At 39.6% G+C, this 22,824-nt stretch carries 18 protein-coding genes and 1 pseudogene; 3 read left to right on the plus strand and 16 right to left on the minus strand.

Going from position 1 to position 22,824, the window contains the following annotated elements; all coding sequences use genetic code 11:
• A partial coding sequence (locus GF867_RS09035) for an IS3 family transposase (RefSeq protein WP_153832783.1) occupies positions 1-623 on the plus strand: 623 nt, incomplete at its 5' end.
• A gap of 446 nt (positions 624-1,069) precedes the next feature.
• Here the strand turns inward: GF867_RS09035 and GF867_RS09040 are convergent.
• The 12 genes and pseudogenes from GF867_RS09040 to GF867_RS09095 all read right to left on the minus strand — a co-directional run bounded on the left by GF867_RS09040 (position 1,070) and on the right by GF867_RS09095 (position 14,654).
• Entirely contained in the window at positions 1,070-1,990 is a 921-nt protein-coding gene (locus GF867_RS09040; RefSeq protein ID WP_153832784.1) for a hypothetical protein, read from the minus strand.
• A gap of 111 nt (positions 1,991-2,101) precedes the next feature.
• Entirely contained in the window at positions 2,102-2,665 is a 564-nt protein-coding gene (locus GF867_RS09045; RefSeq protein WP_153832785.1) for a hypothetical protein, read from the minus strand.
• Positions 2,666-3,548: 883 nt separating this feature from the next.
• The gene (locus tag GF867_RS09050) at positions 3,549-4,817 is read right to left on the minus strand and encodes an ABC transporter permease (protein ID WP_153832786.1); all 1,269 of its coding nucleotides are present in this window, start codon (positions 4,815-4,817) and stop codon (positions 3,549-3,551) included.
• Positions 4,817-5,572, minus strand: a complete 756-nt coding sequence (locus GF867_RS09055) for an ABC transporter ATP-binding protein (RefSeq protein WP_153832787.1) — start codon at positions 5,570-5,572, stop codon at positions 4,817-4,819. The genes GF867_RS09050 and GF867_RS09055 overlap by 1 nt, the downstream gene beginning before the upstream one ends.
• Positions 5,573-5,663: 91 nt before the next feature.
• On the minus strand, positions 5,664-6,164 hold the full coding sequence (locus tag GF867_RS09060; RefSeq protein WP_153832788.1) for a shikimate kinase: 501 nt from the start codon (positions 6,162-6,164) through the stop codon (positions 5,664-5,666).
• A 12-nt stretch (positions 6,165-6,176) separates the two neighbouring features.
• Complete coding sequence (aroA, locus tag GF867_RS09065; RefSeq protein WP_153832789.1) at positions 6,177-7,466, minus strand: 3-phosphoshikimate 1-carboxyvinyltransferase; 1,290 nt, start codon at positions 7,464-7,466, stop codon at positions 6,177-6,179.
• 192 nt (positions 7,467-7,658) lie between these two features.
• Positions 7,659-8,828 (minus strand): annotated as a pseudogene (gene aroC, locus GF867_RS09070) (chorismate synthase); the annotation flags it as partial.
• Positions 8,829-8,838: 10 nt separating this feature from the next.
• Complete coding sequence (aroE, locus tag GF867_RS09075; protein WP_172974000.1) at positions 8,839-9,732, minus strand: shikimate dehydrogenase; 894 nt, start codon at positions 9,730-9,732, stop codon at positions 8,839-8,841.
• Positions 9,713-10,810: a 3-dehydroquinate synthase gene (aroB, locus tag GF867_RS09080; RefSeq protein WP_153832791.1), complete on the minus strand. Its 1,098-nt coding sequence runs from the start codon at positions 10,808-10,810 to the stop codon at positions 9,713-9,715. Before aroB ends, aroE begins: the two co-directional genes overlap by 20 nt.
• Positions 10,811-10,824: 14 nt before the next feature.
• Positions 10,825-11,832, minus strand: coding sequence for a 3-deoxy-7-phosphoheptulonate synthase (gene aroF, locus GF867_RS09085; RefSeq protein ID WP_153832792.1), 1,008 nt, complete (start codon positions 11,830-11,832; stop codon positions 10,825-10,827).
• Positions 11,833-12,348: 516 nt separating this feature from the next.
• Positions 12,349-13,554, minus strand: coding sequence for a bifunctional phosphopantothenoylcysteine decarboxylase/phosphopantothenate--cysteine ligase CoaBC (gene coaBC, locus GF867_RS09090; RefSeq protein WP_153832793.1), 1,206 nt, complete (start codon positions 13,552-13,554; stop codon positions 12,349-12,351).
• 551 nt (positions 13,555-14,105) lie between these two features.
• Positions 14,106-14,654, minus strand: coding sequence for a QueT transporter family protein (locus GF867_RS09095; RefSeq protein WP_153832794.1), 549 nt, complete (start codon positions 14,652-14,654; stop codon positions 14,106-14,108).
• Between the two features lie 1,168 nt (positions 14,655-15,822).
• Between GF867_RS09095 and GF867_RS09100 the strand changes: the two genes are divergently transcribed.
• Positions 15,823-17,007: an ROK family protein gene (locus GF867_RS09100; RefSeq protein ID WP_153832795.1), complete on the plus strand. Its 1,185-nt coding sequence runs from the start codon at positions 15,823-15,825 to the stop codon at positions 17,005-17,007.
• Positions 17,008-17,087: 80 nt separating this feature from the next.
• Here the strand turns inward: GF867_RS09100 and GF867_RS09105 are convergent, their stop codons facing one another.
• From GF867_RS09105 to GF867_RS09115, 3 genes are all read right to left on the minus strand, one after another.
• Positions 17,088-17,789 (minus strand): hypothetical protein, encoded by a 702-nt coding sequence (locus GF867_RS09105; protein ID WP_153832796.1) that lies wholly within the window; start codon positions 17,787-17,789, stop codon positions 17,088-17,090.
• Between the two features lie 214 nt (positions 17,790-18,003).
• Entirely contained in the window at positions 18,004-19,275 is a 1,272-nt protein-coding gene (locus GF867_RS09110; RefSeq protein WP_153832797.1) for a hypothetical protein, read from the minus strand.
• A gap of 438 nt (positions 19,276-19,713) precedes the next feature.
• The gene (locus tag GF867_RS09115) at positions 19,714-20,994 is read right to left on the minus strand and encodes a DinB family protein (protein ID WP_172974001.1); all 1,281 of its coding nucleotides are present in this window, start codon (positions 20,992-20,994) and stop codon (positions 19,714-19,716) included.
• Between the two features lie 249 nt (positions 20,995-21,243).
• Here GF867_RS09115 and GF867_RS09120 point away from each other — a divergent pair, with 249 nt between their 5' ends.
• Positions 21,244-21,825 (plus strand): NADPH-dependent FMN reductase, encoded by a 582-nt coding sequence (locus GF867_RS09120; protein ID WP_153832799.1) that lies wholly within the window; start codon positions 21,244-21,246, stop codon positions 21,823-21,825.
• Positions 21,826-21,944: 119 nt separating this feature from the next.
• Here GF867_RS09120 and GF867_RS09125 read toward each other — a convergent pair whose 3' ends face one another.
• Positions 21,945-22,775 (minus strand): aldo/keto reductase, encoded by an 831-nt coding sequence (locus GF867_RS09125; RefSeq protein ID WP_153832800.1) that lies wholly within the window; start codon positions 22,773-22,775, stop codon positions 21,945-21,947.
• Positions 22,776-22,824: the final 49 nt, after the last annotated feature.

Below are 22,824 nucleotides of genomic sequence, written 5' to 3' on the forward strand. Positions count from 1 at the left end.
AAGAACATTCCATCAAACCGAATCTCGTTCAACGACAGTTCAAAGCCTTTGGTCCACGAACTGTTTTATTAACAGACATTACTTATTGCTTATATGGTCAGGATAAGCGAGCTTATTTATCCACCATAAAAGATGCTTATACAAATGAAATCTTAGCGTACCAACTCAGCGCTTCTTTAGAAGTTGAATTCGTCCTCGCCACGATAAATCAGTTAATTGAAGAAGAAGGCATGACGTTAAATCATGAGACGATTATCCATTCAGATCAAGGTTCACACTACACGAGTATGAAATTCCAAGAACTACTTGAGGATCATGACCTGATTCAATCGATGTCTCGCCGTGGTAACTGTTGGGATAATGCCCCTCAAGAATCATTCTATGGTCATATGAAAGACGAAGTAGATATCGCAGGATGCCAGACATTTGAAGCATTACAAGCAGCCATCGATCACTATATGAACTATTACAACCATGATCGCTACCAATGGGGCTTAGCTAAATTAGCTCCTCGTCAATACTATGAATTTGTGACAACAGGCTATTATCCATTAGCTGATTTAATTGAAACACCAGAAATTCCAGCAGTCAGAACTTGTGATGTGAATGAAAGTGCAATGTAAATTAAAGGTTAAACCTTATAAAAGGGAGGTTTTAAAAAAAGAGAGGCCGTTTTGAAAAATGTCCTTGACTAAGGGTCCAATTTACACCTAATCTAGTCGATACTCGAAGACCTTCGGCTAGATTAACACCTAATCTAGTCGATGCTCAGGGACTTTCGGCTTGATTAGCGCCTTATCTAGTCGATACTTGAAGACCTTCGGCTTGATTAGCGCCTTATCTAGTCGATAATTGAAGACCTTCGGCTAGATTAGCACCTTATCTAGTCGATACTTGAAGAACTTCCGCTAGATTAATGCCTTATCTAGTCGATAATTGAAGACCTTCGGCTTGATTAACTACTCACATCAGCATCAGATAATATTTGTAGACAAATTCTGCATTACCAGTTATATGCAAAAAAGACCAGTGCTATTGAACACTGGTCTTTTTGGGATAATATTTTGGCTTATTCTGCTGATTCTTCTGTCGTTTCTTCGTCTGCTGGTTCTTCCTCAACAGGTGCATCTTCTGTTTCCGCACCGAAACCGAAGAAGTCACTGAATAATGATAACATCGTTGTTTGCGGGCTTTCAATGGCTTCTTCAATTCCTAATGGGTAGCTATCAAAGACTGCACCTTCAGAAATAATCATAAAGTCACCAAACACTTCATTTTCGGCTGTGATTGTTGGTAAGAAAACCATATGATAAGGAATACCATCAAACACCATTTCAGATAGACCCATAATACGAGTTTGGCGGTCGGCTACAGCTTGAATATCGACTTGATCGGCAATCCAAGTTTCAATCTCTTCTTCCGGTAATACATCTTCCGGATAAAGCTCCATGTCTAATGTCGCAATCCCTACGTACAATAATGTGTCATCACTAAAGTATAAGATTAGTTCCGCAGCTTTATTCTCTTCCGTTACTGAACTAATTTCATCAATCTCATACGTGTAACTTAAGTATTTCTCAGTTTCGCTTAAGTCAAAAACCTCAGGTTCTACTTGAGCATCAAAGTTATCAACTACTTCGGCAAAACTTGAACCTACAACATCTGACACGTTTAAGTCTTGAATTGAAAATTGTTCAATAACTTTTTGATAGTCTGCAAAAGCATCAAGTAATGCTAAGTTCTCAGCTGTTGCTTCAACTAGAACATCTTTTAAAGCATGACCTTCTGTCGCCACTTCTTCCTCAGTTGTTTCCTCAGTCGTTTCCTCAGTCGTTTCCTCTTCGCTTGCTTCTTCTTCAGTTGCTGTTTCAGCTACTTCTTCTGTACTTTCTTCACCGTCTTGCGCCCAAACTGCTGTAGTTGGTATCGCAACTAACAACAAGTTTGTTGTTAATGCAGTTACGACTAATTTTTGTAAGGTTTTCTTCATGATATAAATCTCCTTTTTTTGACCTTATGCTCAACATGCAATTATTGAACTACTGTATTCAGTATAAAGGACAAACGTTCAGTTTTAAAATGAAATGGTTGCATAATATTTTTATACATTCATAAAAACCTGCTGCGGGGGTATATTGTGGCTATTTTGTAAATTAATACGTCGTAAGTTCGGATATAAATCCAAGAATGTTTTATCTAATGAGTGTAACTCTTCAAAATAATAAACACCGTGCTTTACTAACGTTTGAATTAGGTCGTTCGACAAAGTGGTGCCTTGATAATAGCGCGTTAATTGCGTCGAATTTAATATCGGTAAGCTTGTCAACTTTGTTAAACCTACAATTGAAACACTATCCTTTAAGTCCCGTTCCAAAAAATCTCTGTAATTAAAATGCACACACTTAATTAGACATTGAAGTGGTACTAAGTGAAAAAAATGATTGGTGCGATTTTTGAAAAAAGTTCTAAACGGCGAATGACTGGGTAGATACTCTTCGATACTTTGACTTATGGTATACCTCTCATCATGTTCAGTGTCAATATACTGCCAATGAACTACTTGCGATAATGATTTTGTGCGCACCAAACAGCCGCGCATTAACAATTCAAAGAAAGGCTCATTAGCATAAACTCCGTTATATCTTAAAGCATTCTGATAATACAAAGGATCGTCCTTCAAATAAAAACACTGATTTAACAGTTGAAAACTTCGTAAAGTAATCGAATCATAATACTGAGGCGGAATGATTAAATGATAATTGTATGTACAGCAAACCTCCAACATTGTTAACCCTTTCACAAAATATTAATTACTTTACTATAACCCATTTTAAAATATTTATCTATACTTTTATTTGAATTTTCACACAAAAAAACACTGTGTTGTTATGAAGTCTAGTAACAGTTCGATAACTTGTTCGTAAGAAAACTTCTGATAGATCCGAGGCTGTTTTTGATTTACTTAGCTTCATTGCTTTATATATCGCAACTTTTAATTGAACTACCACGAGTCATGTCTCAGTTCCAAAAAGTGGAACATGATAGACAACGAATCGTGCTCCAGTTTGGAGAACTCGAACACGATTATTCCTAAAAATCGCGGAATCATGTTTCAGTTCCAAAAACTCGAACACGATAGACAACGAATCGTGCTCCAGTTTGGAGAACTCGAACACGATTATTTCTATAAATCGCGGAATCATGTCTCAGTTCCAAAAAGTGGAGCATGATAGCGAGCGAGTCGTGTCTCAGTTTCAAAAACTCAAACACGATTAAAACAAGAAACTCAGGCGGTGTCATGTCCGACGGTCCACGACGATTATATTAGATCCTCAAGCCGTTTAAATCGTGTCGGCCTGCAGGTCGACACTCCTTTTGCTCTTCGCTTTTATTGAAGCAATAAAGAAATTCAATGATCCTAACAATACACCTTGAAAAAACAATAAACTGAATAAAGCATAAACTGAATAACATCAACGCTAAACCTATAAACCTCTATCATAAAAAAGAAAGCTCCTAAACCCACGAACGGATTTAGGAGCTAGTTATTAAAATCGATTTATTTTCTTAGCTTGCTTGCGACTCCACGCTGGAATATAAATATAGATTAATAGGAGAGCTAGTATTAGCCAAATTCCGATTGCAGTTAACCATGTTAAACTGAAGCTTTGAACCAATACCCATACGAGTGCATAAACCAAAGTTTGGACGAAGAAAATAATCAACATCGTTTTCTGGAAAGCTTGGTATTGATTGCTCATTTTGATAGGATAAAGCATTTGAAAAGGATGTGCATCATAATAGTGTATCAGTGGAACTAATTGAACGACAGTGAGTAAATGCCCGATAAACCCTAGGGCTGCTGCCATCCAAAGTTGATCAACGAGGACTAGTAATAAAGCTATAAAAATCATCACACGAATCCAGACACCGCTATATGCAGTGTGGCGGAACAACATACGAATGTACATGTAACTTTCACGATTCGGCAGTTTGTCGCTAAGCTTTTCAAGCAAACCGTCTAAATATTGGCGACGTTTAACAGATGGTGCAAGATGTGGCACATCCGCAAAAATCGCAATCCATTTATAGAAAGTAGCTGTACGAATTTCCTCTTGTTCAATCACGTAATTAAATTGCATCAATTGTTGTTCTCTTCTAGTCATGGCCCAGCCGACATATGCAGTCAGCAAGACTAAAACTACACTCATGAAGATCAAACCAATTGGTTGCGAGAATGCAAAACTCACTAATAAAACGAGCACAAAAGCCAATGTATGATGCCCTTGCTTTAAAGGTTTTTCCACTTTACCTAAACCTAAGTCAAAGATATTCAAGTACATTAATAGGAAACTTATCAATTTAGCCCATACTAAGCATACTGCATAAGCAATAAAAACGCCGTCTGACCAAGCAGTCACCAAACTGATAAAGGGAGACATCAAAGCATACATCACTAGTAACAAAATAATTGGCAACACGACTGCAAGTATCGTCCCTTTTAACCAATACGCTTGCCATTCTTTACCTCGTGCAAATAAATAACTTTTATCGGGATCTAGCGTCAACAATAACGGACGACCTAAATGGAAAAAAAACGCCAATACTAAGCTAGCACTTAACAGCACTGGCCACTTCAAGGTTGCTAAGTCCATCGCCTGTAATTTTACTAATTGGTCTTGGTAAAAGAATGCACCAAAACCCAACATTATGAATAGGATAATTGAGAAATGATCATTAAAAATTAGACGACCATATTTTCCCAGCTCATTGAGAAAATGACTCAATCTTTTCTGCCAAAGTTGAGCGAGTGTCATCAAACCTCACCACCAACTTCGCTTACTAAACCTTCTTCCGCAATCATTACATAAAGTTCATCTAGACTCGCATCAGGCTTATTCAACTGCATTTGCATGCTCGGTAAATCACCGCTAGCAATTAATTGTCCTGCTTGTAACATCAAGTAGTGGTCACATAAAGTTTCCGCGATGCTTAACACATGCGTTGTAAATAAGATGGCGCTACCTGCTTCAGCTCTTTCTTTCAGCAAGTTGGTAAAATGCTTAATAGCCAATGGATCCAAACCTAAAAATGGCTCATCTATAATCAACACTTTTGCATCGGTAACTAAAGCACAAATCACCATTACTTTTTGCTTCATACCTTTGGAGAAATGCGCTGGGAACCAACTTAAATGTTTGTCTAAACGGAATAGCTTCAATAATGGTTCTGCTCGCTCCATTACAACTTCAGTTGAAATGCCATAACCTAAAGCCGTCATTTCCAAATGTTCCTTTAAAGTTAAGGCTTCATATAGAATGGGCGTTTCTGGAATATAGGCCAATTGCTGCGCATACTGACTATGATTCGCTTGAATCGTCGTGCCATCAATGGACACTTCACCCTTTTGAGCTTTCAAAAGGCCTAATATCGTTTTTAATAAAGTTGATTTACCCGCTCCATTCAAGCCGATTAAACCAACAATTTCTCCAAATTTAATTTCAAAATTGATATCTTTTAATACGGGCACCTGGCGGTAACCACTATAAAGATTGGTAACTTTTAACGTCATAAAATCCTCCTGTGTTATACGAGATAGCACCCTAACTTTCTTTGACTGTCATCGTTTTTTCAATAGCACTATTATAACACAGAATCATTGTCTAATTATGAACCAGCTGTTGAATTTCTTGAACAATTTCAATGGGCGTCAAGTCGTCGGTATCAATGGTTATTTGAGCTACTTCTTGATAATAGCCTAAGCGCGACTCATAGAGAGCTGCTAACTCACTTTTTGTTTTCTGATTGACAAGCGGACGCAAGCTCGCCACCGCTTCATGGGTAACACGCTCATATAATAAATCAAATGAGCCTCTTAAAAAGATGACATCTTGACGTTCCTTTAACAAAGAACGAACTTCAGCTGTCTCAATACAGCCACCACCTGTTGAAATAATCCGCTCAGTCGTAAGTGCCAGTTTAAGCACTTCTAATTCTATTTGACGAAAAGCTGTTTCACCCCTCTGGGCAAAATATTCTGAAATACTCATCTCAAGATTTTTCTCAATTTCTGTATCAATATCAATAAAAGGGCGCCCGAGTTCTTTACCAAGCAGACGTGCAATTGTACTCTTGCCCGCTCCCATAAAGCCGATTAGTATCATGCGTTCCCTCCTTTATGCTCCCCATATCGCTTGAACTGTCTCAAAGAATTCTGGATAACTAATGTTGACGCAAGTTGCATCTTCTAGATCTACACGCCCTGCTTTAACGAGCAAAGCAGCAATTTGTAACATCATGCCAATTCGGTGGTCTCCGTAACTTTTGACAGCCGCTTCTCGTAATTGGCTGCCACCTTTTATTTCCCAACCATCAGCGGTTGCGGTCACTTCTGCTCCCAATGCGTTCAATTGATCCGCTACTGCTACAACGCGGTCGGTCTCTTTTACTTTCAATTCAGCCGCATCTTTAATGAGTGTTACGCCTTCAGCTTGTGTCGCCATTAAAGCAATGATCGGCAACTCATCAATTAAACGTGGAATCAGTTCACCTTCAATAACAGTAGATTTTAAGCGACTACTGCGCACCGTAATATCTGCACTAATTCCATTGGCACGCGGTTGTACTTCTAATTGCCCACCCATCGCTTGAATAACCTCTAAGATACCTGATCGGGTCTCATTTAGGCCGACGTTTTCAATTTTAAGTTCTGTGTCTGCCAACAGTAAACCTGCGGCTAAGAAATAGGCGGCTGATGAAATATCGCCAGGCACTTCAATCGTTTGACCTTTTAATGTTTGACCACCGTTTAATTTAATGTGCTTGCCTTCTACTTTTAGATCTACGCCAAATAGTTGCAACATTTCTTCTGTATGATTACGAGAGACTGCTTGTTCAATCACTTCTGTCTCACCACCGGCTTGCAGGGCAGCAAGTAATATCGCTGACTTTACTTGGGCACTGGCAACTGGCATTTCGTAGCGAATGGCTGTTAAGGCTTCGACCGGTTGAATGGTTAACGGAGGCAATTCACTCCCTTGGTAGCCTTCAATATTAGCCCCCATACTGATTAACGGATTCATCACTCGAGCCATGGGTCTTTTATTCAAGGAAGCATCACCAATCAACTGACTTTTAAAGGCTTGTCCTGCTAATAATCCGCTCAAGAGGCGCATGGTTGTCCCGGAATTTCCACAATCCAACAATTGAGTTGAAGCCTGTAAGCCTGTTAAACCACGGCCTTCAATAATGACTTCATTTGTTTCCGAATCAATGGTAATCGGCACGCCTAATTGACGCATCACGTTAATTGTGGCAATACAGTCTTCACCAAATAAAAAGCCTTTGACACGGCTCTGCCCTTCTGCAATTGACCCTAAAATAACGGCGCGATGCGAAATGGATTTGTCTCCCGGTACGCTAAGACTGTGTTGGACACTGGGGGCATTCGTTAGTAATTCTGTCATGTTTGGTTAACTCCTTTGTGCGTCTCGAAATTTTTTTCTGACATGTCATTATGGGGCCACCTATTTGCTCCCCGCATTATAGGGGCTTATTTAGCCTGTGGTTTAATTTTGGGCTTCGGCGGCTGCGTCGGCGTGTTTGGCCCAGTCTGTGTTTTCGACGTTTTCGTCTGTATTGCTTTGCCACATGTCGGGATTTTTACTGTAAGTACGGTAGTTGGTCACGGCTTGTTGGAGCTCGCCGTAACTGTCGTGCGGGAATTTCTCGAGTACTGCTTGGGCTAGTTCCATGGCGACGACAGCTTCTGCTACAACACTAGCAGCTGGAACTGCGGTTGTATCGCTTCTTTCAATGCTGGCTTCGTAGTTTTCTTTAGTGTAAATGTCAACACTTTGAAGCGGGCGGTATAGGGTCGGAATGGGTTTCTTCACACCACGCACAATCAGTGGCATTCCGTTAGTCATGCCGCCTTCCAAGCCGCCCAGGTGGTTACTCAAGCGGTAGAAGCCTTGTGTTTCGTCATAAGCGATTTCGTCCATCACTTCACTACCGAAGCGGCGGGCAAGTTCAAATCCGTCGCCAATTTCTACGCCTTTGAAGGCATTGATACTCATAACGGCTTGAGATAGTCGGGCGTCAAGTTTCTTATCCCATTGAGTATAGCTACCTAAGCCGATTGGCAGGCCGGTCGCAATGACTTCAACGACGCCTCCCAATGTATTACCTACTTTCTTAGTCGCATCAATTTTTTCAATTACCTGTGCTTCCACCTCTGAATCAACCATCATGACTGGTGATGCAGCTACTTGTTTACGCAAGTGATCCAGACTTAATGAATCGATTTATGCTTCTCCCACAATACCGCCTATTTCACGAACGTAAGCAGCCACTTCGACACCAAGCCCTTTAAGCAATTGGCTTGCGACTGAACCAAGCGCCACACGCATTGCGGTTTCTCGGGCTGATGAGCGTTCAAGTACATTACGCAAATCAGCGTGGTGGTATTTAATACCTCCTACTAAATCGGCATGTCCCGGACGCGGACGATGCACAGCTCGACGCAATTTGGCACGTTCATCTTCTAGGGGCTCAATCCCCATGACACTTTGCCAATTTTTGTAATCCTTGTTAGGCAAACTTATGGTCACTGGTGAGCCTAATGTTAGACCATGTCGAACTCCTGAGGTGATCTGGATTTGATCGGTTTCGATTTTCATTCGATTCCCACGGCCATACCCTTGTTGACGGCGTGCCATTGCCTCGTTAATAATCTCGACACTGATTGGTAAGCCCGCTGGTAATCCTTCAATAATGGTTGTGAGAACTGGACCGTGTGATTCTCCTGCTGTAATAAAACGTAACATACTATCTCTCCTAGTCTTGTGTTTGGTTTAAGAGGTCTAACATCACCTCTGCATCTAATTCTTTTCCAGTAAATAATTGATAGTTCACTGCTGCTTGTTCCACTAGCATATGAATCCCACCTAGTGTCTGGCAACCTTGTAGCTGAGCAGCTTTTAAAAACTGAGTCTCCGCTGGATTATACACAATATCGCATGCCAAAGCTCCGCTTTTAAAAACAACTCCCTCTGGCAGAATACTCTGGTTAGTTAAAGGAGCCATACCTAAGCTCGTTGCTTGTACCACAATATCACTCGTTGTTAGAGCTGCTTGAACAGTTAGCGTCGAAGCTAAATCAATTACTTGAATTTTAACAGCATGTGAGCTCGCTAGTTTGCTAGCTAACTCAATAATTGCAAGTGGTCGATGGTCGATGCCTCTTGCCACCACTGTAATGTTTGTGACACCCTCTAAAACTGCTTGAGCCAGAATAATTCGTGCAGTATTCCCCGAACCAAATATCAGTACCGATTGCTTTACAAGTGATCTGGTGGTAGCCTTCTTCACAGAAGCCCAGAAACCAATTCCGTCCGTATTATAGCCTTTCCATTTCCCGCCGGCTTCATCCTGCTGCACTAAACAGTTGATAGCTTGAACGTACTCAGCAGCGGCATCCAATTCATCAACGCTCCCTAAGGCAACATCTTTACCAGGCATCGTCACATTGATGCCTTTTACTCCTAGTTGTTTCAAGGCTGCTATCGTTGTGGGCGTTGCATCCTCATCCGCTTCAAAAGCTAGATAGACGCTATTGACTTGGTCCTGAGCAAAGGCTGCATTATAAATCGCTGGTGATTTAGAATGTTTGACCGGTGACCCAATCACTGCATATAAAGACGTGTGTCCGTTAACTTGTCGCTTGTCCATAAGCCAACCATTCCTCCTCAAATACATTCATAAATATTTCTATCGGTAATTCTTTTAATTCGCAACGACCAAACTCACTTGGTAACACAATCGTGATGGTTTGACTGCGTCTTTTCTTATCTTTCAGCATGGCTGCTTGTAATAATTCCGTTGAATAGTTGTATCGCTCAGGCAGTAGATGGTAGGTATGGAGTAGTCTCGCAAATTTTTCTACAGCCTCTGGCGCTAATCTCCCTTGACGGACAGCGATTTTTAAGAAGACTAACATGCCTGTTGCCACACCACGTCCATGACTGATTTGGTAGCCGCTGACTTGCTCTAAAGCGTGTCCCAGTGTATGTCCATAATTCAAGAGTTGTCTCAAGCCCTGATCAAATTCATCTTCAAGCACAACAGTCGCTTTTAATTCAACACAGACTTTAACAATCTCAACCAAATCTGCATCGCTTGCCTTGAGAGCAGCCGGTCGTTCTAACAACCCCTTTAATAGAATAGGATCCATAATCATGCCGTATTTAATCAACTCACTACAGCCATCTTCGAACACTGCACTAGGTAAACTTTCAAATAAGCTAACATCACACAGAACTAAGCGTGGCTGATGAAAGACGCCTGCTAAATTCTTTCCTTCTGGTAAGTCGACTGCCGTTTTACCTCCAACAGATGAATCAATCGCGGACAATAAAGTCGTCGGAATCTGAATAAAATCCACACCTCTTAAATAGATACCTGCCACAAATCCAACTAAATCCCCGATAACGCCGCCTCCTAAAGCCACGAGGCAATCCGTGCGCGAAAAATTTAATTCAGCCAAGCGACTTAATAAGCGCGTCACGTTGGCCATCGATTTTTGCGCTTCTCCTGCTGGCAGCACTTCGACAGTTACTTGTTCAGCAATGGAAGTCAGTTGTTCAGCTAGCTTGCTAACATAACCTGCTACTTCAACATTTCGATCGCTCACGACGAGTACTTTCTTGTTTTGAACATGGGGGGTTAATAATTGTTTGGCTTGCGCTAGTAAGTCACGGTCGATTAAAACGTCATAAGCCTGGTTTACTGCGATATGGACTTTTTCCATTTAGAAGCTCCTTCCTACAACGTCTTCATGAATTGATGTAATTTCCAAACTTTTTCTGTTAAGGCTGCGTATTGATCTGGGTATAATGATTGCTCGCCATCTGAGATTGCTTCCTCAGGATGTGGATGAGTTTCAATGATTAAGCCGTCTGCGCCAGCCGCGACTGCTGCTAAGGCTAAAGATTCAATCATATCGCGCTTACCAGCCGCATGACTTGGGTCAATTACGATTGGTAAATGACTCAATTTTTTAATTGCTGCAATCGCTGATAAGTCTGCCGTATTACGCGTGTAGGTTTCAAAGGTTCGAATGCCACGTTCACATAGAATCACGTTTTCGTTTCCTTCAGACATAATGTATTCTGCACTCATTAACCATTCCTGGATCGTCGCTGACAAACCGCGTTTCAATAAAACTGGCTTGTTCGTTTTACCTAATTCTTTTAATAAGTCAAAGTTCTGCATATTACGTGCACCGACTTGGAACATATCAACATCACCAAACAATTCAATTTGATCAATGGACATCACTTCAGAAACAATTGGCATATCTAATTTTTTACCGACTTTATGCAGTAAATCCAAGCCTTGTTTGCCCATTCCTTGGAAAGAGTAAGGAGAGGTTCTCGGTTTGAATGCTCCACCACGTAACATGTTTGAGCCACTCGCTTTCACGTATTCTGCGGTTTCTTCTAATTGCATTGAGTTCTCGATTGAACACGGACCACCAATCATCGCAAAGTTACCGCCACCCACTTTTACATTCCCGACTTGTATCACACTCGCTTCAGGATGCAATTGCTTACTAGCACGGTGGTAAGGCATTTGTATCTTTTCAGTACGGACTACTTTTGGTAAACGACGGATGATTTCTAATTTATCCTCCGTCAACACACCGTAAATCATTAACGAAATATCTGGGCGGTGTGGTAACGTCGCGGCTTCCAACTCTAAGTTTTTCAATTGTTGACAAATTTGTTCGACTTCAACTTTTCCTGCTAATGGGTTTAATGTGATAATCATGATGTTTCCTCCTAAATTTTATAAGCATTTTTCAACAAAAAGTAAATAAAAAGAGCCCAGCGACACTAATCACACATGGTGACTAATGTTGCTAGGCTCTAAACAAGCTATCCATCCATTTATCCCGATATAATCGGTTCATCCAAGGAAAGCGTATTATTTAGTCGGTCCTATTTGAGTGCAACACAAATCACTTTTACTGTTATAAAAATAAAAGTAAAAGTAGTTAAAATATGTAAAAAATGCTGCACCTTTTAAAGACTTCATAATACGTTTCCCCCTCTCTTAACTTATTACACATAATTTATCATCATTTTCTAATTAAGTCAACAGATAAATCTCATATTTTAAAATTATATTTATCATACTTACACATTTATTGAGAAAAACCTTCACAAAACGCTCTCTTCCATAACTCCTAACATTAAATCTAAAAATCAAATTAAAAAGTCTGCCCCAAGAAAATGAGAAACATTCATTCCAACTCATTTTATGTACAGACTTATTTCGCCTTAATTATTCAATTCCTGTAATTGTTTTCCAAACAGCTAAAGCTGTATCAAGCTTGCTCATATGTTTCAGTTCTTTAATGAGGTTTTCCTTGCCAATAATCGTCACACGGTTCGTTTCCACATTGAAGCCTACTCCGGCTTCTGAAACATTGTTAGCAATAATCCAGTCGGCATTTTTCTTTTGTAATTTAGCCTGCGCATATTCAAGTAAGTTTTGGGTTTCAGCCGCAAAGCCGATTACAATTTGATGTTCTTTCATCGCACCCAAACCAGCTAGAATGTCTGGATTTTCAACTAACTCAATCGTAGTTTCTGACCCTGTTTCAGCCTTCTTCATCTTATGCCCACGTGCATTTCCGACACGATAATCACTGACAGCGGCTGCTTTCACCACATAATCCAGTTGCGCAAATTCACTCGTCACAGCCGCTTGCATCTCTTCCGCACTTTCCACATACTGAACTGCGACACCTAAAGGTGTTGCTAATGCGCGATTCGTCGAAACTAATTGAACGTCTGCCCCCAACCAACTAGCAACACGCGCCATTGCATAACCCATTTTCCCAGAAGAATCATTTGAGATATAACGAACCGGATCAATACGTTCCACAGTTCCGCCAGCTGTTACAAGCACTCTTTTTCCTGATAACACTTGTGGAAGTGAAGTGCGCGCCATTAATAACTCTGCTCTCTCAACAATGCGCTCCAATTCTGGTAAACGTCCCTTACCCTCATAACCTTCAGCCAAGAATCCTGTATCCGGCTCCATTACCTCATAGCCATCTTCTGCTAATTGCTTCAGATTTCTTTGCGTGGCTGGATTATCATACATATTCGTATTCATTGCAGGCACTAATAAGCGTGGACAATGTACAGCTAATAGTACACTACTTACAATATCATCCGCCAAACCATTCGCCATCTTAGCCAGAATATTCGCCGTAGCCGGCGCAACAATCGCCAAATCACACCAATCTGCTAGTTCAATATGTTGCACACTTGTTGGATCATGCTCATCAAAAGTATCGACTAACACATAGTGCTTCGTCAAAATTTGCAAAGTAAGCGGCGTGATAAATTCTTGGGCGCTCTTACTCATCACCACACGTACTTGTGCACCTTTTTTAATTAGCTGTCTAGTAAATTCAGCCATTTTATAACTTGCAATACCACCTGTAATAAATAGTGCTATTTTCTTATTTTCTAACATTTAGTTACACCTACTTATGTATTCTACTTTCCTTATTGTTTCTATTGTACATTACATCGTAAGCGCTTCGCAAACTAAGTTGAGATAAACCCGTAACTGTATGAATGATCTTGGTGAGCAGTATCTGTCTAGTAGGTTTTCGCTTCAGGCGACCTATTTTTTTATAACAGAAATTGGTTTACACAGAATAATTGAAGAGTTGTTACATTATTAAGTTTACGTCCTATGAACACCATTTAACTGCCTAGTCTAGATGTAGCTGATGCTCAAAGACTTTACATTAGTATAGCTCTCATTCTAACCGATTCTCGATGACATTCGGCTAGATTTGCTCTTATTCTAGTTGATTTGCTTAGAAATGAACGAACATAACGGTCTCCCATAAGGTTTTGAAAAAACTGAGCCCTAAAAACCCAACACGACGAGCGAAGCACGAAGCGTATTAATTCAACGCTAAACTGACAATCCTTTTTAATACAAAGATAGCCGGTAACTTTTCATTTGAAATGATAAAGCTACCGGCTATTGATTGGTATAGTGTTAAGTTTAATTTATGCTTCGAAATCCACTCGTTTACTTAGTGGATACATGACAAAAGCTGTCACTAACATGGCGATAGCTTCAGATATCGCAAGCGAGATGTAAACTGGCCAGAAAGCTGCTTCTGCTCCAACAAATAATAACATACCTGCAATGGGTAACATTTGAATTACAAATGAAATGCCCATAATAATGTATTTAATAATCATCGGATCTGCTTTTAAGCGTCCGGTTTTTTGTAATGTTCTGACTGTTGCTTCCCCTGCCCAACGTCCGATCCATAAGAAGACGAATGTCGCCGCACTCCCGACGACCATATCAATCGGACCAAATTGGAAGTAGTTCACAATAAAGACACCAATGGTAACGGCGTAAATGTATCGTTTGTTATAAAGTCCTAGGTAATTCAAACCCTCTGAAATTCGAAATTGTACAGGACCAAAAGCTACGGGTGCAACTAACATTGTTAAAACAATATATAAAGCAGCTACTAGACCGGCTTTCACCAGACTGTGAGCACGCGAAGGTGCATAACTGCTGTTTTGATGATGACTTGTCATATTTATCATTCTCCTTTGTAGGTCAATCGCTCAACCTAGTAATAACCACGACCAAAGGATAAAAGCAGTACTCTGCTGAAGTGTCGTGGTGCTAGCCGATCATCACTCGTATAGCGTTATTTAGTTTACCACTAATGGAAAAAATTGCAAGTGCTCTACATAAGCCATACAGAATACTAATCAATCATTTAAGAAACTCTCATTCATCACGAGCTCAATGATTGAACTGTGTTTTCATACAAGAACACCATAAGGCATCGCTCGACCATGTTTCACGACGATTCATGTAAGAGATTAGCCTTTTCTATATTAATCGTGGCGCCAAGCGCCACTCTTTTATCTTTCCGATAAATTATATAAGTTACTACTCAAAACTTAGTATTTTTACTGCCACAATCATATTTACCAGCTAGCGTAGCTTACCGAGTAGTTTTTCCAATAGCGATACAAAGGGCAATCGGCGCAGTTTGGTAGGACTTCGAGCGCAGCGAAGTAGTCATCCCCTAGCCGATTGAGCTGGAAAAGCCCTGAGTGCTAGCGAAGGCTTTGAAAGTGACCATCGCCATAGTAAACCAACACGGAAAGTGAAGCGTGCCTTCTATTTTAATCATCCTAAAGAAAAGCAAAAAAAATACGCCCAATTTGGGCGAGCACATTCATATCCCGAATAAAAAAAACAAGATAGGCTAACATCCGAGAATTGTCGGGAGTTTGAATGATTGGGAAATTTTGCCCGGATATTAGCCCATTTGTTACTGTAAATCATAAACTTACGAGAGAGATTTACAAGATAGGCAGAAGTTTTACTCTCTGACCTTACATTTATTATAGTTGTTTGTGAAACTATTGTCAAACTAAAAGTTGTATAGTTTATGCTATTTTGTTAGTGTTTAACCATCTATTTTGTGAATATCCCAAATAAAAAAACGCGAGTTAGCTCACTACAACACATTTAACATCTAATCATTTTGCTATAATATAGCGAAAAGCATTATAAATGCTTTTCATTAAAATTTGGCTTATACTTAACCATAAACATAAATTTAACTTAAATTTAATAACTTAATACAAATAGATGGCTCTTCATACAACTATTTTCTTAAGTTTCAATTATTTTATTGATTAAAATTATTCGCCATTTACCAATGGCCACAAAGGGGACAATTAAATGCTGACTAAAAAACAAAAAGAACAGAGCGCTATAATTTTAGATAGCATCTATGCTGAGGGGCCAATTTCTAGAGTCGAATTATCTCGCAAGCTTGGCATCACACCTGCCACAATGACCATTATTACTCATTACTTAATGGATACAAAAGTTATTTACGAAGTAGGCGAAGAATTGGACGGTTATAACGTAGGAAGAAAAAAGATTCTTTTAGACATCACTCCCCAATATGCCTATTATTTAGGAATTGAATTATTTTATCATTATATGTGCCTTTGTATCACAGATAACAAAGGTAATATTTTTGCGAAGAAAATAATCAAATTTACCGAAACATCATTAGAAGAGTATTTCGCTTCTGAACAATTTGACGCTGATATTCGTGGATTTCGAACAGAGTACGCAATGTACCCTATTTCAGCGATTGGTTTTTCAATTCCAACTACGTTAAGTAGAACAGGTAAGCCGCGAACTAATTTACCTTTCTGGAAAGATTTAGACACAAGTAAAATCGCAGCTTTATCCGATGTTCCTATCTACTTCGCTCCTTTGGCAAATTCTATGGCGCTGTCTCAAAGACTGTTTAACCCCAAAGTAGCATCCGATAGCTTTATTCTCTTACATATTCGTAGTAAGATTCTGATGGCTTATGTGGAAGATGGTGTTGTCCAAGAAAATAAAGCGCCCCTTGTTGGTGAATTAGGACACACCGTTATTAATCCACAAGGTGAGGCTTGCGCTTGCGGAAAACGCGGTTGCTTGCAAACCTATCTAAGTGAAGATGCGATTGTCCGTAAAGCTAAGATGATTTATGAAGTGGCAGAGAACACTTTTTTGCATAACATTGTCAAAAAAACAGCTGATATCGACTTTTCGACCGTTATTCAAGCCTTTCGCTTAGGGGATGAAGCAGCGACAACACTGATCAAGAATGCTATGAGATATCTTGCGGTGGCTCTCGATAATTTGTCAATGATTATTGATACTGAAGAAGTGGTATTGCATGGGGCTATTTTCAATACACCTGAGTGTGTAGGGTTGCTCAAACAATATTTACTTGAGAATTCTTCACCTTACCGTCCCACAGATACGCATAAACATTCTTTTTTACCATATCAATATACAAATGGTGCCCTTGCAGCATGTGCATACGCCATTCATCATCACCTAATCAACGGATTTTAATCCAGCCAAAATATCCCCATAAGACTAGCAGTTCCCAATTGGAGAACCGACTAGGCTTATGGGGTATTATTTTGCGGTGGTTATTTAGGATTGCGAATATCATCAAAAGCATGTTGGACATCTTCGGGGGTTACGTTTTCGCGTGGATGACGTAGGTTTTCTAAAGTTCGTGTATTGCGCTCAACCTGTTCTTCATGAATCGTCGGATCGACTTCAGAGGCTTTATTAGTGTCGGTAACATTGTCGTGTACCTCTGCTACATTATGATCTAATTCATCAACTTCTGTTTCGGTTAAGTCTTCATAGATATCCGCATTCACACCAGGTTCGTCAGCCATACTCGCGCCTGTTACCGGATTGTGTAAATTATCAGGTAATGAATGTTCCACTGGCGTTTCTACGATTTCTGGATTCGGTATGTTTAACTGCGAAGCAATATCTTCAAATGCCCCGTCCACAAGTATCACTACTTGCCCCTTATCAATTACCTCTTTATAGTCCGACAAATCAATTTCACGGTCAGCTTCCACCGCTTCTCCTGTTTGCGATTGATAGTCATCAAACGTGAAAAAATCTAACAAACCTTCCCACCAATGCTTCTTATGTTCGGTTAGTTGCTCAATCGCTTCAACCTTGGTGCCGGATTGCGCATGGTTTACAACATCTACATTAGCTAGTAGTTTGATGCCACCTCGGCTCACACCTCTTCCTGTTAATGCTTCGACTGCCTCTTCCGCTTTATTCAACGATGGATAAACGCCATAAACAAATTCTCTTGCCATAATGTTCACTCCTCTTTCTTTTCGCATTTTTGCATTGCCTAGGTGACCTTATTAACTTCCTTAATATCATGGTAAAGCAAAGAAAGTGCTAGCTCAAAGATTTAGGTTTCAAAACCAAGAGATTAAGTAAATCTTAAAAGTTATATTATGAGAGTATTTTGGAAAGAGAAAAAGACTGCTTTTCGCATTGAAAGGCAGTCTCGGGTTTATTCGTTTAATTAAAGCTTAGACGATTGAATAAGTCATCAAAGTAAGCTTCGGTTTCTGGACGTTCAGTCAAATCCATGTTTTCGTGGCCGAAGTCACTCGGTTGTGCGTCATCATACTTTTGTAATGCATACGCTGCGTAAGCAAAACTGAATGAGTTGAATGAATCATTCGTCCAAGCATCCTCACTGGCTTCATCAAGCCACTCATTGTTATGAATTGCTTGCCATTCGTCAGCGAGCGAGTAACTTGTATATTCTTCATAGAATGTGTCCTTCGGCATATAAGTACTTAAATCTAGAATTTGACCAACCATAAAGTATACCCAGGTTGGATCATCTTCCATTTGGTCACTGAAGTAAAGAATACGTTCAGAATAAGCTTTTGCCATCAGATTTTCGTCTTCAGTTCTATCAGTAAGTTCATCATGACGGATGACACGAATATCAAATAGACGTTGTTGTAGGTCAAGTGGCATTTTCTGTAAGCTTGCATCGATAAAATCAACCAACTCTGACGCACGTTCTTGATCCTCTACATTATCATAAACAAAGTAATCATAGTATAAATCAGCACCACAAGCGTTGTTATAACGACCTTCTAAGACAAAATACTTAAAGCTAATTTGATCCATTAACGACAATGCTTGCTCGTAATTTTCATCATCTTCCGGAATATTCGCGAAAATCGCTTCGGCACGTTGCAAGTTGGCTTTCCCATCAGCAAAGATTGAAGTCGGGAAACCTTTAGATAGATGATAAATTTCATCTAAGTCATCTGAAAACGCGTGCATATAATCACTGATTAATTTGTGGTATAAGTCTTCATTCTGCGCATCCAATAGCTCGATAACTGAATAAAATTCCAATAAATCCTCAGACATATTGATTGGTGCTAGTACCGCAAGATCACCGGAATCATAAGTTAAAATATACATTGGCCAAATTGAATAATCTCGATAAGTTTCAAGTTCTAGTAAATTTTGATAATAAGCATTGGCTTCATGATCTCCATCACTGATTGCCCAGTCATCCGAAAACAATGTCGATGCATCGATTTTTACACGGTCTGCTGGTAAATTCGCATCAATTAATTCATAAGAAATCGTTGGATAAAGTGTCGACTCTGTATCAATTACTTCCCCGCCAACCATGATTGGACAAGCTTCCATCGCTGCTTCATCGGTTTGCGCTTGTATTGTTACTTGCGGCAAGGCCAGACTCGTGCCCACTAAACTCGCTAATAAGGTTAACTTCAACTTTTTATATCTTTTTTTCATTTTTATTCCTCCTTTATTGCCCCAATACATCCTTTGTTAAGCCCCATTCTATAGCGCCTCGTTTCGTGAAAGTAGTGTGTATGATACCGAGGGATCAAATTTCACTTAGCCGTTTTAAATCGATACTATATAAATTCTTTTGTTGAAATAACTTAGCCTAGTTTAGCGACTTGTTTTACAAGATGGAAAAAGGCTATCCATATCAACTAACAGTATTAGTCTGGTTTGACTGTGAGCAAATCGAATTAGGCATAATCTAGCCGATTGATCTGGGAAAGCCCTCACAACTGTTAGGCTTTGATAGCGACCAACACCTTTGGAAAACAATCGGCTGAGTGAAGCTCAAAGCTATAGAATCAACATCAAACTTAAGGCCTCATACTATAATAAAAGATAGCAGCCCTTGAAAAGTTGCTATCTTCATCTACCTACTATCTATTATTCGTTCAATCCATGCCGTTCAAAGAAATCATCAAAATACGCTTTCGATAAAGGACGATCTGCGATATCTTCATCTACATAACCTAACTCACTCATTTGCATACCCATATATTTCTCTAACGTATAGCCCGCAAAAGCTTGCGCAAAAGATTCAACCGGATCATTATAGTAATACTCCGAATCATCCGCATTGTACCACTCTGCATCATGAATCTCTTGCCAGTCTGGATTCGTTGAGTAACGCGTAAACTCTTCATATTCTAAAGAAGTTGGCGAATATGAGTTAAAATCAATAACATGTGCAATCTCATGATAAATTAAACCCTTTTGATCCGGTTCAATATCATCACCGAAATAAATGACACCAGTTGGCATCGCATAAGCATCAATGAAAGAGTCTTCCATAACATAAGTTACTTCATATTTGGGTACAAAGTAAAAGTTAGATAAACGTCTTTGAATAGCTTCTGGCAATGTTGCGATCACTTCTTCTACCGATACAATCAATTCATCTGCCGTGGTTTCATCATACAAATCTTCTGATTTATAATAGTTAAACGCCGGCGTTTCTGAATACATGTTATTATAGCGTTGCATCAAAGCGTCATGACCCACTCGCATTTCTTCAATAATTTCAGTCGCTGAATAATGGTAAGGATCATCTTCGCCTAAAGTTTCATACACAGCTTCGGCACGCATCATTGCTGCTTTAGCATCTGCAATCATCTGTGGCGCAAACTGTCCTTGCAATTCATAGAGATGATCAATGTCATCCGCAAATGGCCAAACAAAATCATTGCTGACTTTATGCAACAATTCTTCTTTGTGAGCATTCAAGAAAGCTAAGACATCATAATAATCAGAAATCTTTTCTGTAAAGTTAATTGAATGCAACATTTCCAAATCGCCATTATCATAAACGAGGTAATACATTGGCCAAGCTGAATAATCTCGATACGTCGTAGGATTCGTAAAGTTATGATAATAAACTTCTTCACGCCCCGGTGATTCAATAAATAACAATTTATCACTGTATAGAGTGGACTCGTCCACCACAATTCGATCCGCTGGCAATTCCGCTTCGACAATATCAAACGAAACTGTTGGGTACATTGTACTTTCGGTGTCAATGGCTTCTCCATGAACTAAAAACTCTGCAACTTCATTAGTAGCTGGAATTTCCTGAGCAAAAATCGGTTGAGCTGTCGCTAAATAAAGCGGTACAACTAAATATAAAGCTAAGGCAACATTAATCAATCGTTGTTTGAAAGTAGTCATCATCTTTATTCCCCTCTCCTAATACAAATTATTTTCTCAAATTTATCCTAACACATTCTTTTTCTACAAGCGAACAAAACCCCCCTAGTTAGAATACTCTAGAAAAAAGCGACAGTATTTTGAGAAATATTTTGAAAAAATGTCTCGATTTCAGATATTCCCTCTTCACATTTATGTCGTTATAAGATATACTTGAATGTGCTGAACGATTAGTCGTTCAATATATTGTTAATTACAGGGGGATTTACTATGTTAAAAATCGGTATTATTACAGGTAGTATTCGTGACGTTCGTGTGAACTTAGCAGTCGCAGAATACTTCAAAGCTATTGCAGACAGCAAAAACTTAGAAAATGTTTCATTTGAAATTGTTGATATTAAAGACTATCAATTACCAATCTTCAATGAAGCTTTACCACCAGCAATGGCTAATAAGCAATACAATAATGCAGACGTTCAAAAATGGTCTGATAAAATTGATGGTTTAGATGGTTACATCTTCATCACACCTGAATATAATAAATCAATCACTTCAGCATTGAAAAACAACCTAGACTACATCGGACCAGAATTTGCTCACAAATCTGCTGGTATCGTAGGTTACGGTTCTACTTTAGGGATTGCTGCCATCAATTCATTACGTGGCATTCTAGCAAACTTCAAATTAGCTGATGTTACACCTCATGGTGCTTTCAACTTATTTACAGACTTTGTAGATATGAAAGAATTCACACCATCTGAAGTACACACACCAACAATCAACGCTGTTATCGATGATGTTGTTGCTTGGGGTTGGGGCATGAAAGCTGTCCGCGAAAACCACTTAAACTAAGCTTTATAATCACAATGCAAAGCCTCCTGAAAGTTCAGGAGGCTTTTTTATTATGTTTGCGAAAACATAAACAAAAGCGCACTGAACAAATACCAGTGCACCCTATCTATTATTACTATTTAAATGTCGCTAAATGTTTCCGGATGCTGATCAAATAAGCGTCCATCTTTACGCGATAAGACACTCATTGAATCCATATCGTCACGACTTAATGTAAAATCAAAGATATTTAAGTTATCTTGTTGACGCACACTATGACGAGATTTCGGAAGGGGTAACGCACCAAGTTGGAACAACCAACGCAAGACAATTTGTCCCGATGATTTAGCATATTTGCTAGCAAGTGCTGCAATAACGGCTTCTTCTAGCACGCCCTCTCCCGCACCTAGTGGACTCCACGCTTGAGTAATAATGCCTTTTTCTTTATGGAATTGTCGAGTCACAGGTTGATGGAAATAGGGATGCATTTCGATTTGATTTACCACAGGTAGAACACCCGTCTCGGCTTCTAAACGTTCAATATGTTTTGGCAGGAAATTGCAGACACCTATCGAGCGCACTAAACCAGTTTGACGTGCGGTAATTAATGCTTTCCATGCATCAATATAACAATCTTCTTTCGGATTTGGCCAATGAATTAAATAAACATCGATATAATCCACACCCAACCGCATAATCGATTCTTCAATTGTGCGCAAAGCCTTCCCATAAGAATGATCGCGACCAGGTAGTTTCGATTGAATCGTCACCTGATCTCTCGCTACACTACTGTTGCGAATTGCCTGACCTACCGTCCCCTCATTCTCATAAGCATAAGCCGTGTCAAGCAAACGATACCCATTCGATAACGCCTGTTCAATCCGACGCATATCCTCAATACCACGTAAGCCCGCTGTCCCAAATCCAACCGCCGGCATTTGATAACCATCTAACAAAGTATGTTGATACATGTAAACGCCTCCTTTGATCATATTATAACATGTTTTAAGGCACTATTTG

The sequence above is a fragment of the Fundicoccus ignavus genome, from assembly GCF_009659375.1.
Classification (GTDB): domain Bacteria; phylum Bacillota; class Bacilli; order Lactobacillales; family Aerococcaceae; genus Fundicoccus; species Fundicoccus ignavus.

What these genes read in the sequence shown, in the direction of transcription:
- GF867_RS09040 (WP_153832784.1), bottom strand. Translation starts at nt 1,990, where the DNA reads ATGAAGAAAACCTTACAAAAATTAGTCGTAACTGCATTAACAACAAAC.
- GF867_RS09050 (WP_153832786.1), bottom strand. Translation starts at nt 4,817, where the DNA reads ATGACACTCGCTCAACTTTGGCAGAAAAGATTGAGTCATTTTCTCAAT.
- GF867_RS09055 (WP_153832787.1), bottom strand. Translation starts at nt 5,572, where the DNA reads ATGACGTTAAAAGTTACCAATCTTTATAGTGGTTACCGCCAGGTGCCC.
- GF867_RS09060 (WP_153832788.1), bottom strand. Translation starts at nt 6,164, where the DNA reads ATGATACTAATCGGCTTTATGGGAGCGGGCAAGAGTACAATTGCACGT.
- aroA (WP_153832789.1), bottom strand. Translation starts at nt 7,466, where the DNA reads ATGACAGAATTACTAACGAATGCCCCCAGTGTCCAACACAGTCTTAGC.
- aroE (WP_172974000.1), bottom strand. Translation starts at nt 9,732, where the DNA reads ATGGACAAGCGACAAGTTAACGGACACACGTCTTTATATGCAGTGATT.
- aroB (WP_153832791.1), bottom strand. Translation starts at nt 10,810, where the DNA reads ATGGAAAAAGTCCATATCGCAGTAAACCAGGCTTATGACGTTTTAATC.
- aroF (WP_153832792.1), bottom strand. Translation starts at nt 11,832, where the DNA reads ATGATTATCACATTAAACCCATTAGCAGGAAAAGTTGAAGTCGAACAA.
- coaBC (WP_153832793.1), bottom strand. Translation starts at nt 13,554, where the DNA reads ATGTTAGAAAATAAGAAAATAGCACTATTTATTACAGGTGGTATTGCA.
- GF867_RS09095 (WP_153832794.1), bottom strand. Translation starts at nt 14,654, where the DNA reads ATGACAAGTCATCATCAAAACAGCAGTTATGCACCTTCGCGTGCTCAC.
- GF867_RS09100 (WP_153832795.1), top strand. Translation starts at nt 15,823, where the DNA reads ATGCTGACTAAAAAACAAAAAGAACAGAGCGCTATAATTTTAGATAGC.
- GF867_RS09105 (WP_153832796.1), bottom strand. Translation starts at nt 17,789, where the DNA reads ATGGCAAGAGAATTTGTTTATGGCGTTTATCCATCGTTGAATAAAGCG.
- GF867_RS09110 (WP_153832797.1), bottom strand. Translation starts at nt 19,275, where the DNA reads ATGAAAAAAAGATATAAAAAGTTGAAGTTAACCTTATTAGCGAGTTTA.
- GF867_RS09115 (WP_172974001.1), bottom strand. Translation starts at nt 20,994, where the DNA reads ATGACTACTTTCAAACAACGATTGATTAATGTTGCCTTAGCTTTATAT.
- GF867_RS09120 (WP_153832799.1), top strand. Translation starts at nt 21,244, where the DNA reads ATGTTAAAAATCGGTATTATTACAGGTAGTATTCGTGACGTTCGTGTG.
- GF867_RS09125 (WP_153832800.1), bottom strand. Translation starts at nt 22,775, where the DNA reads ATGTATCAACATACTTTGTTAGATGGTTATCAAATGCCGGCGGTTGGA.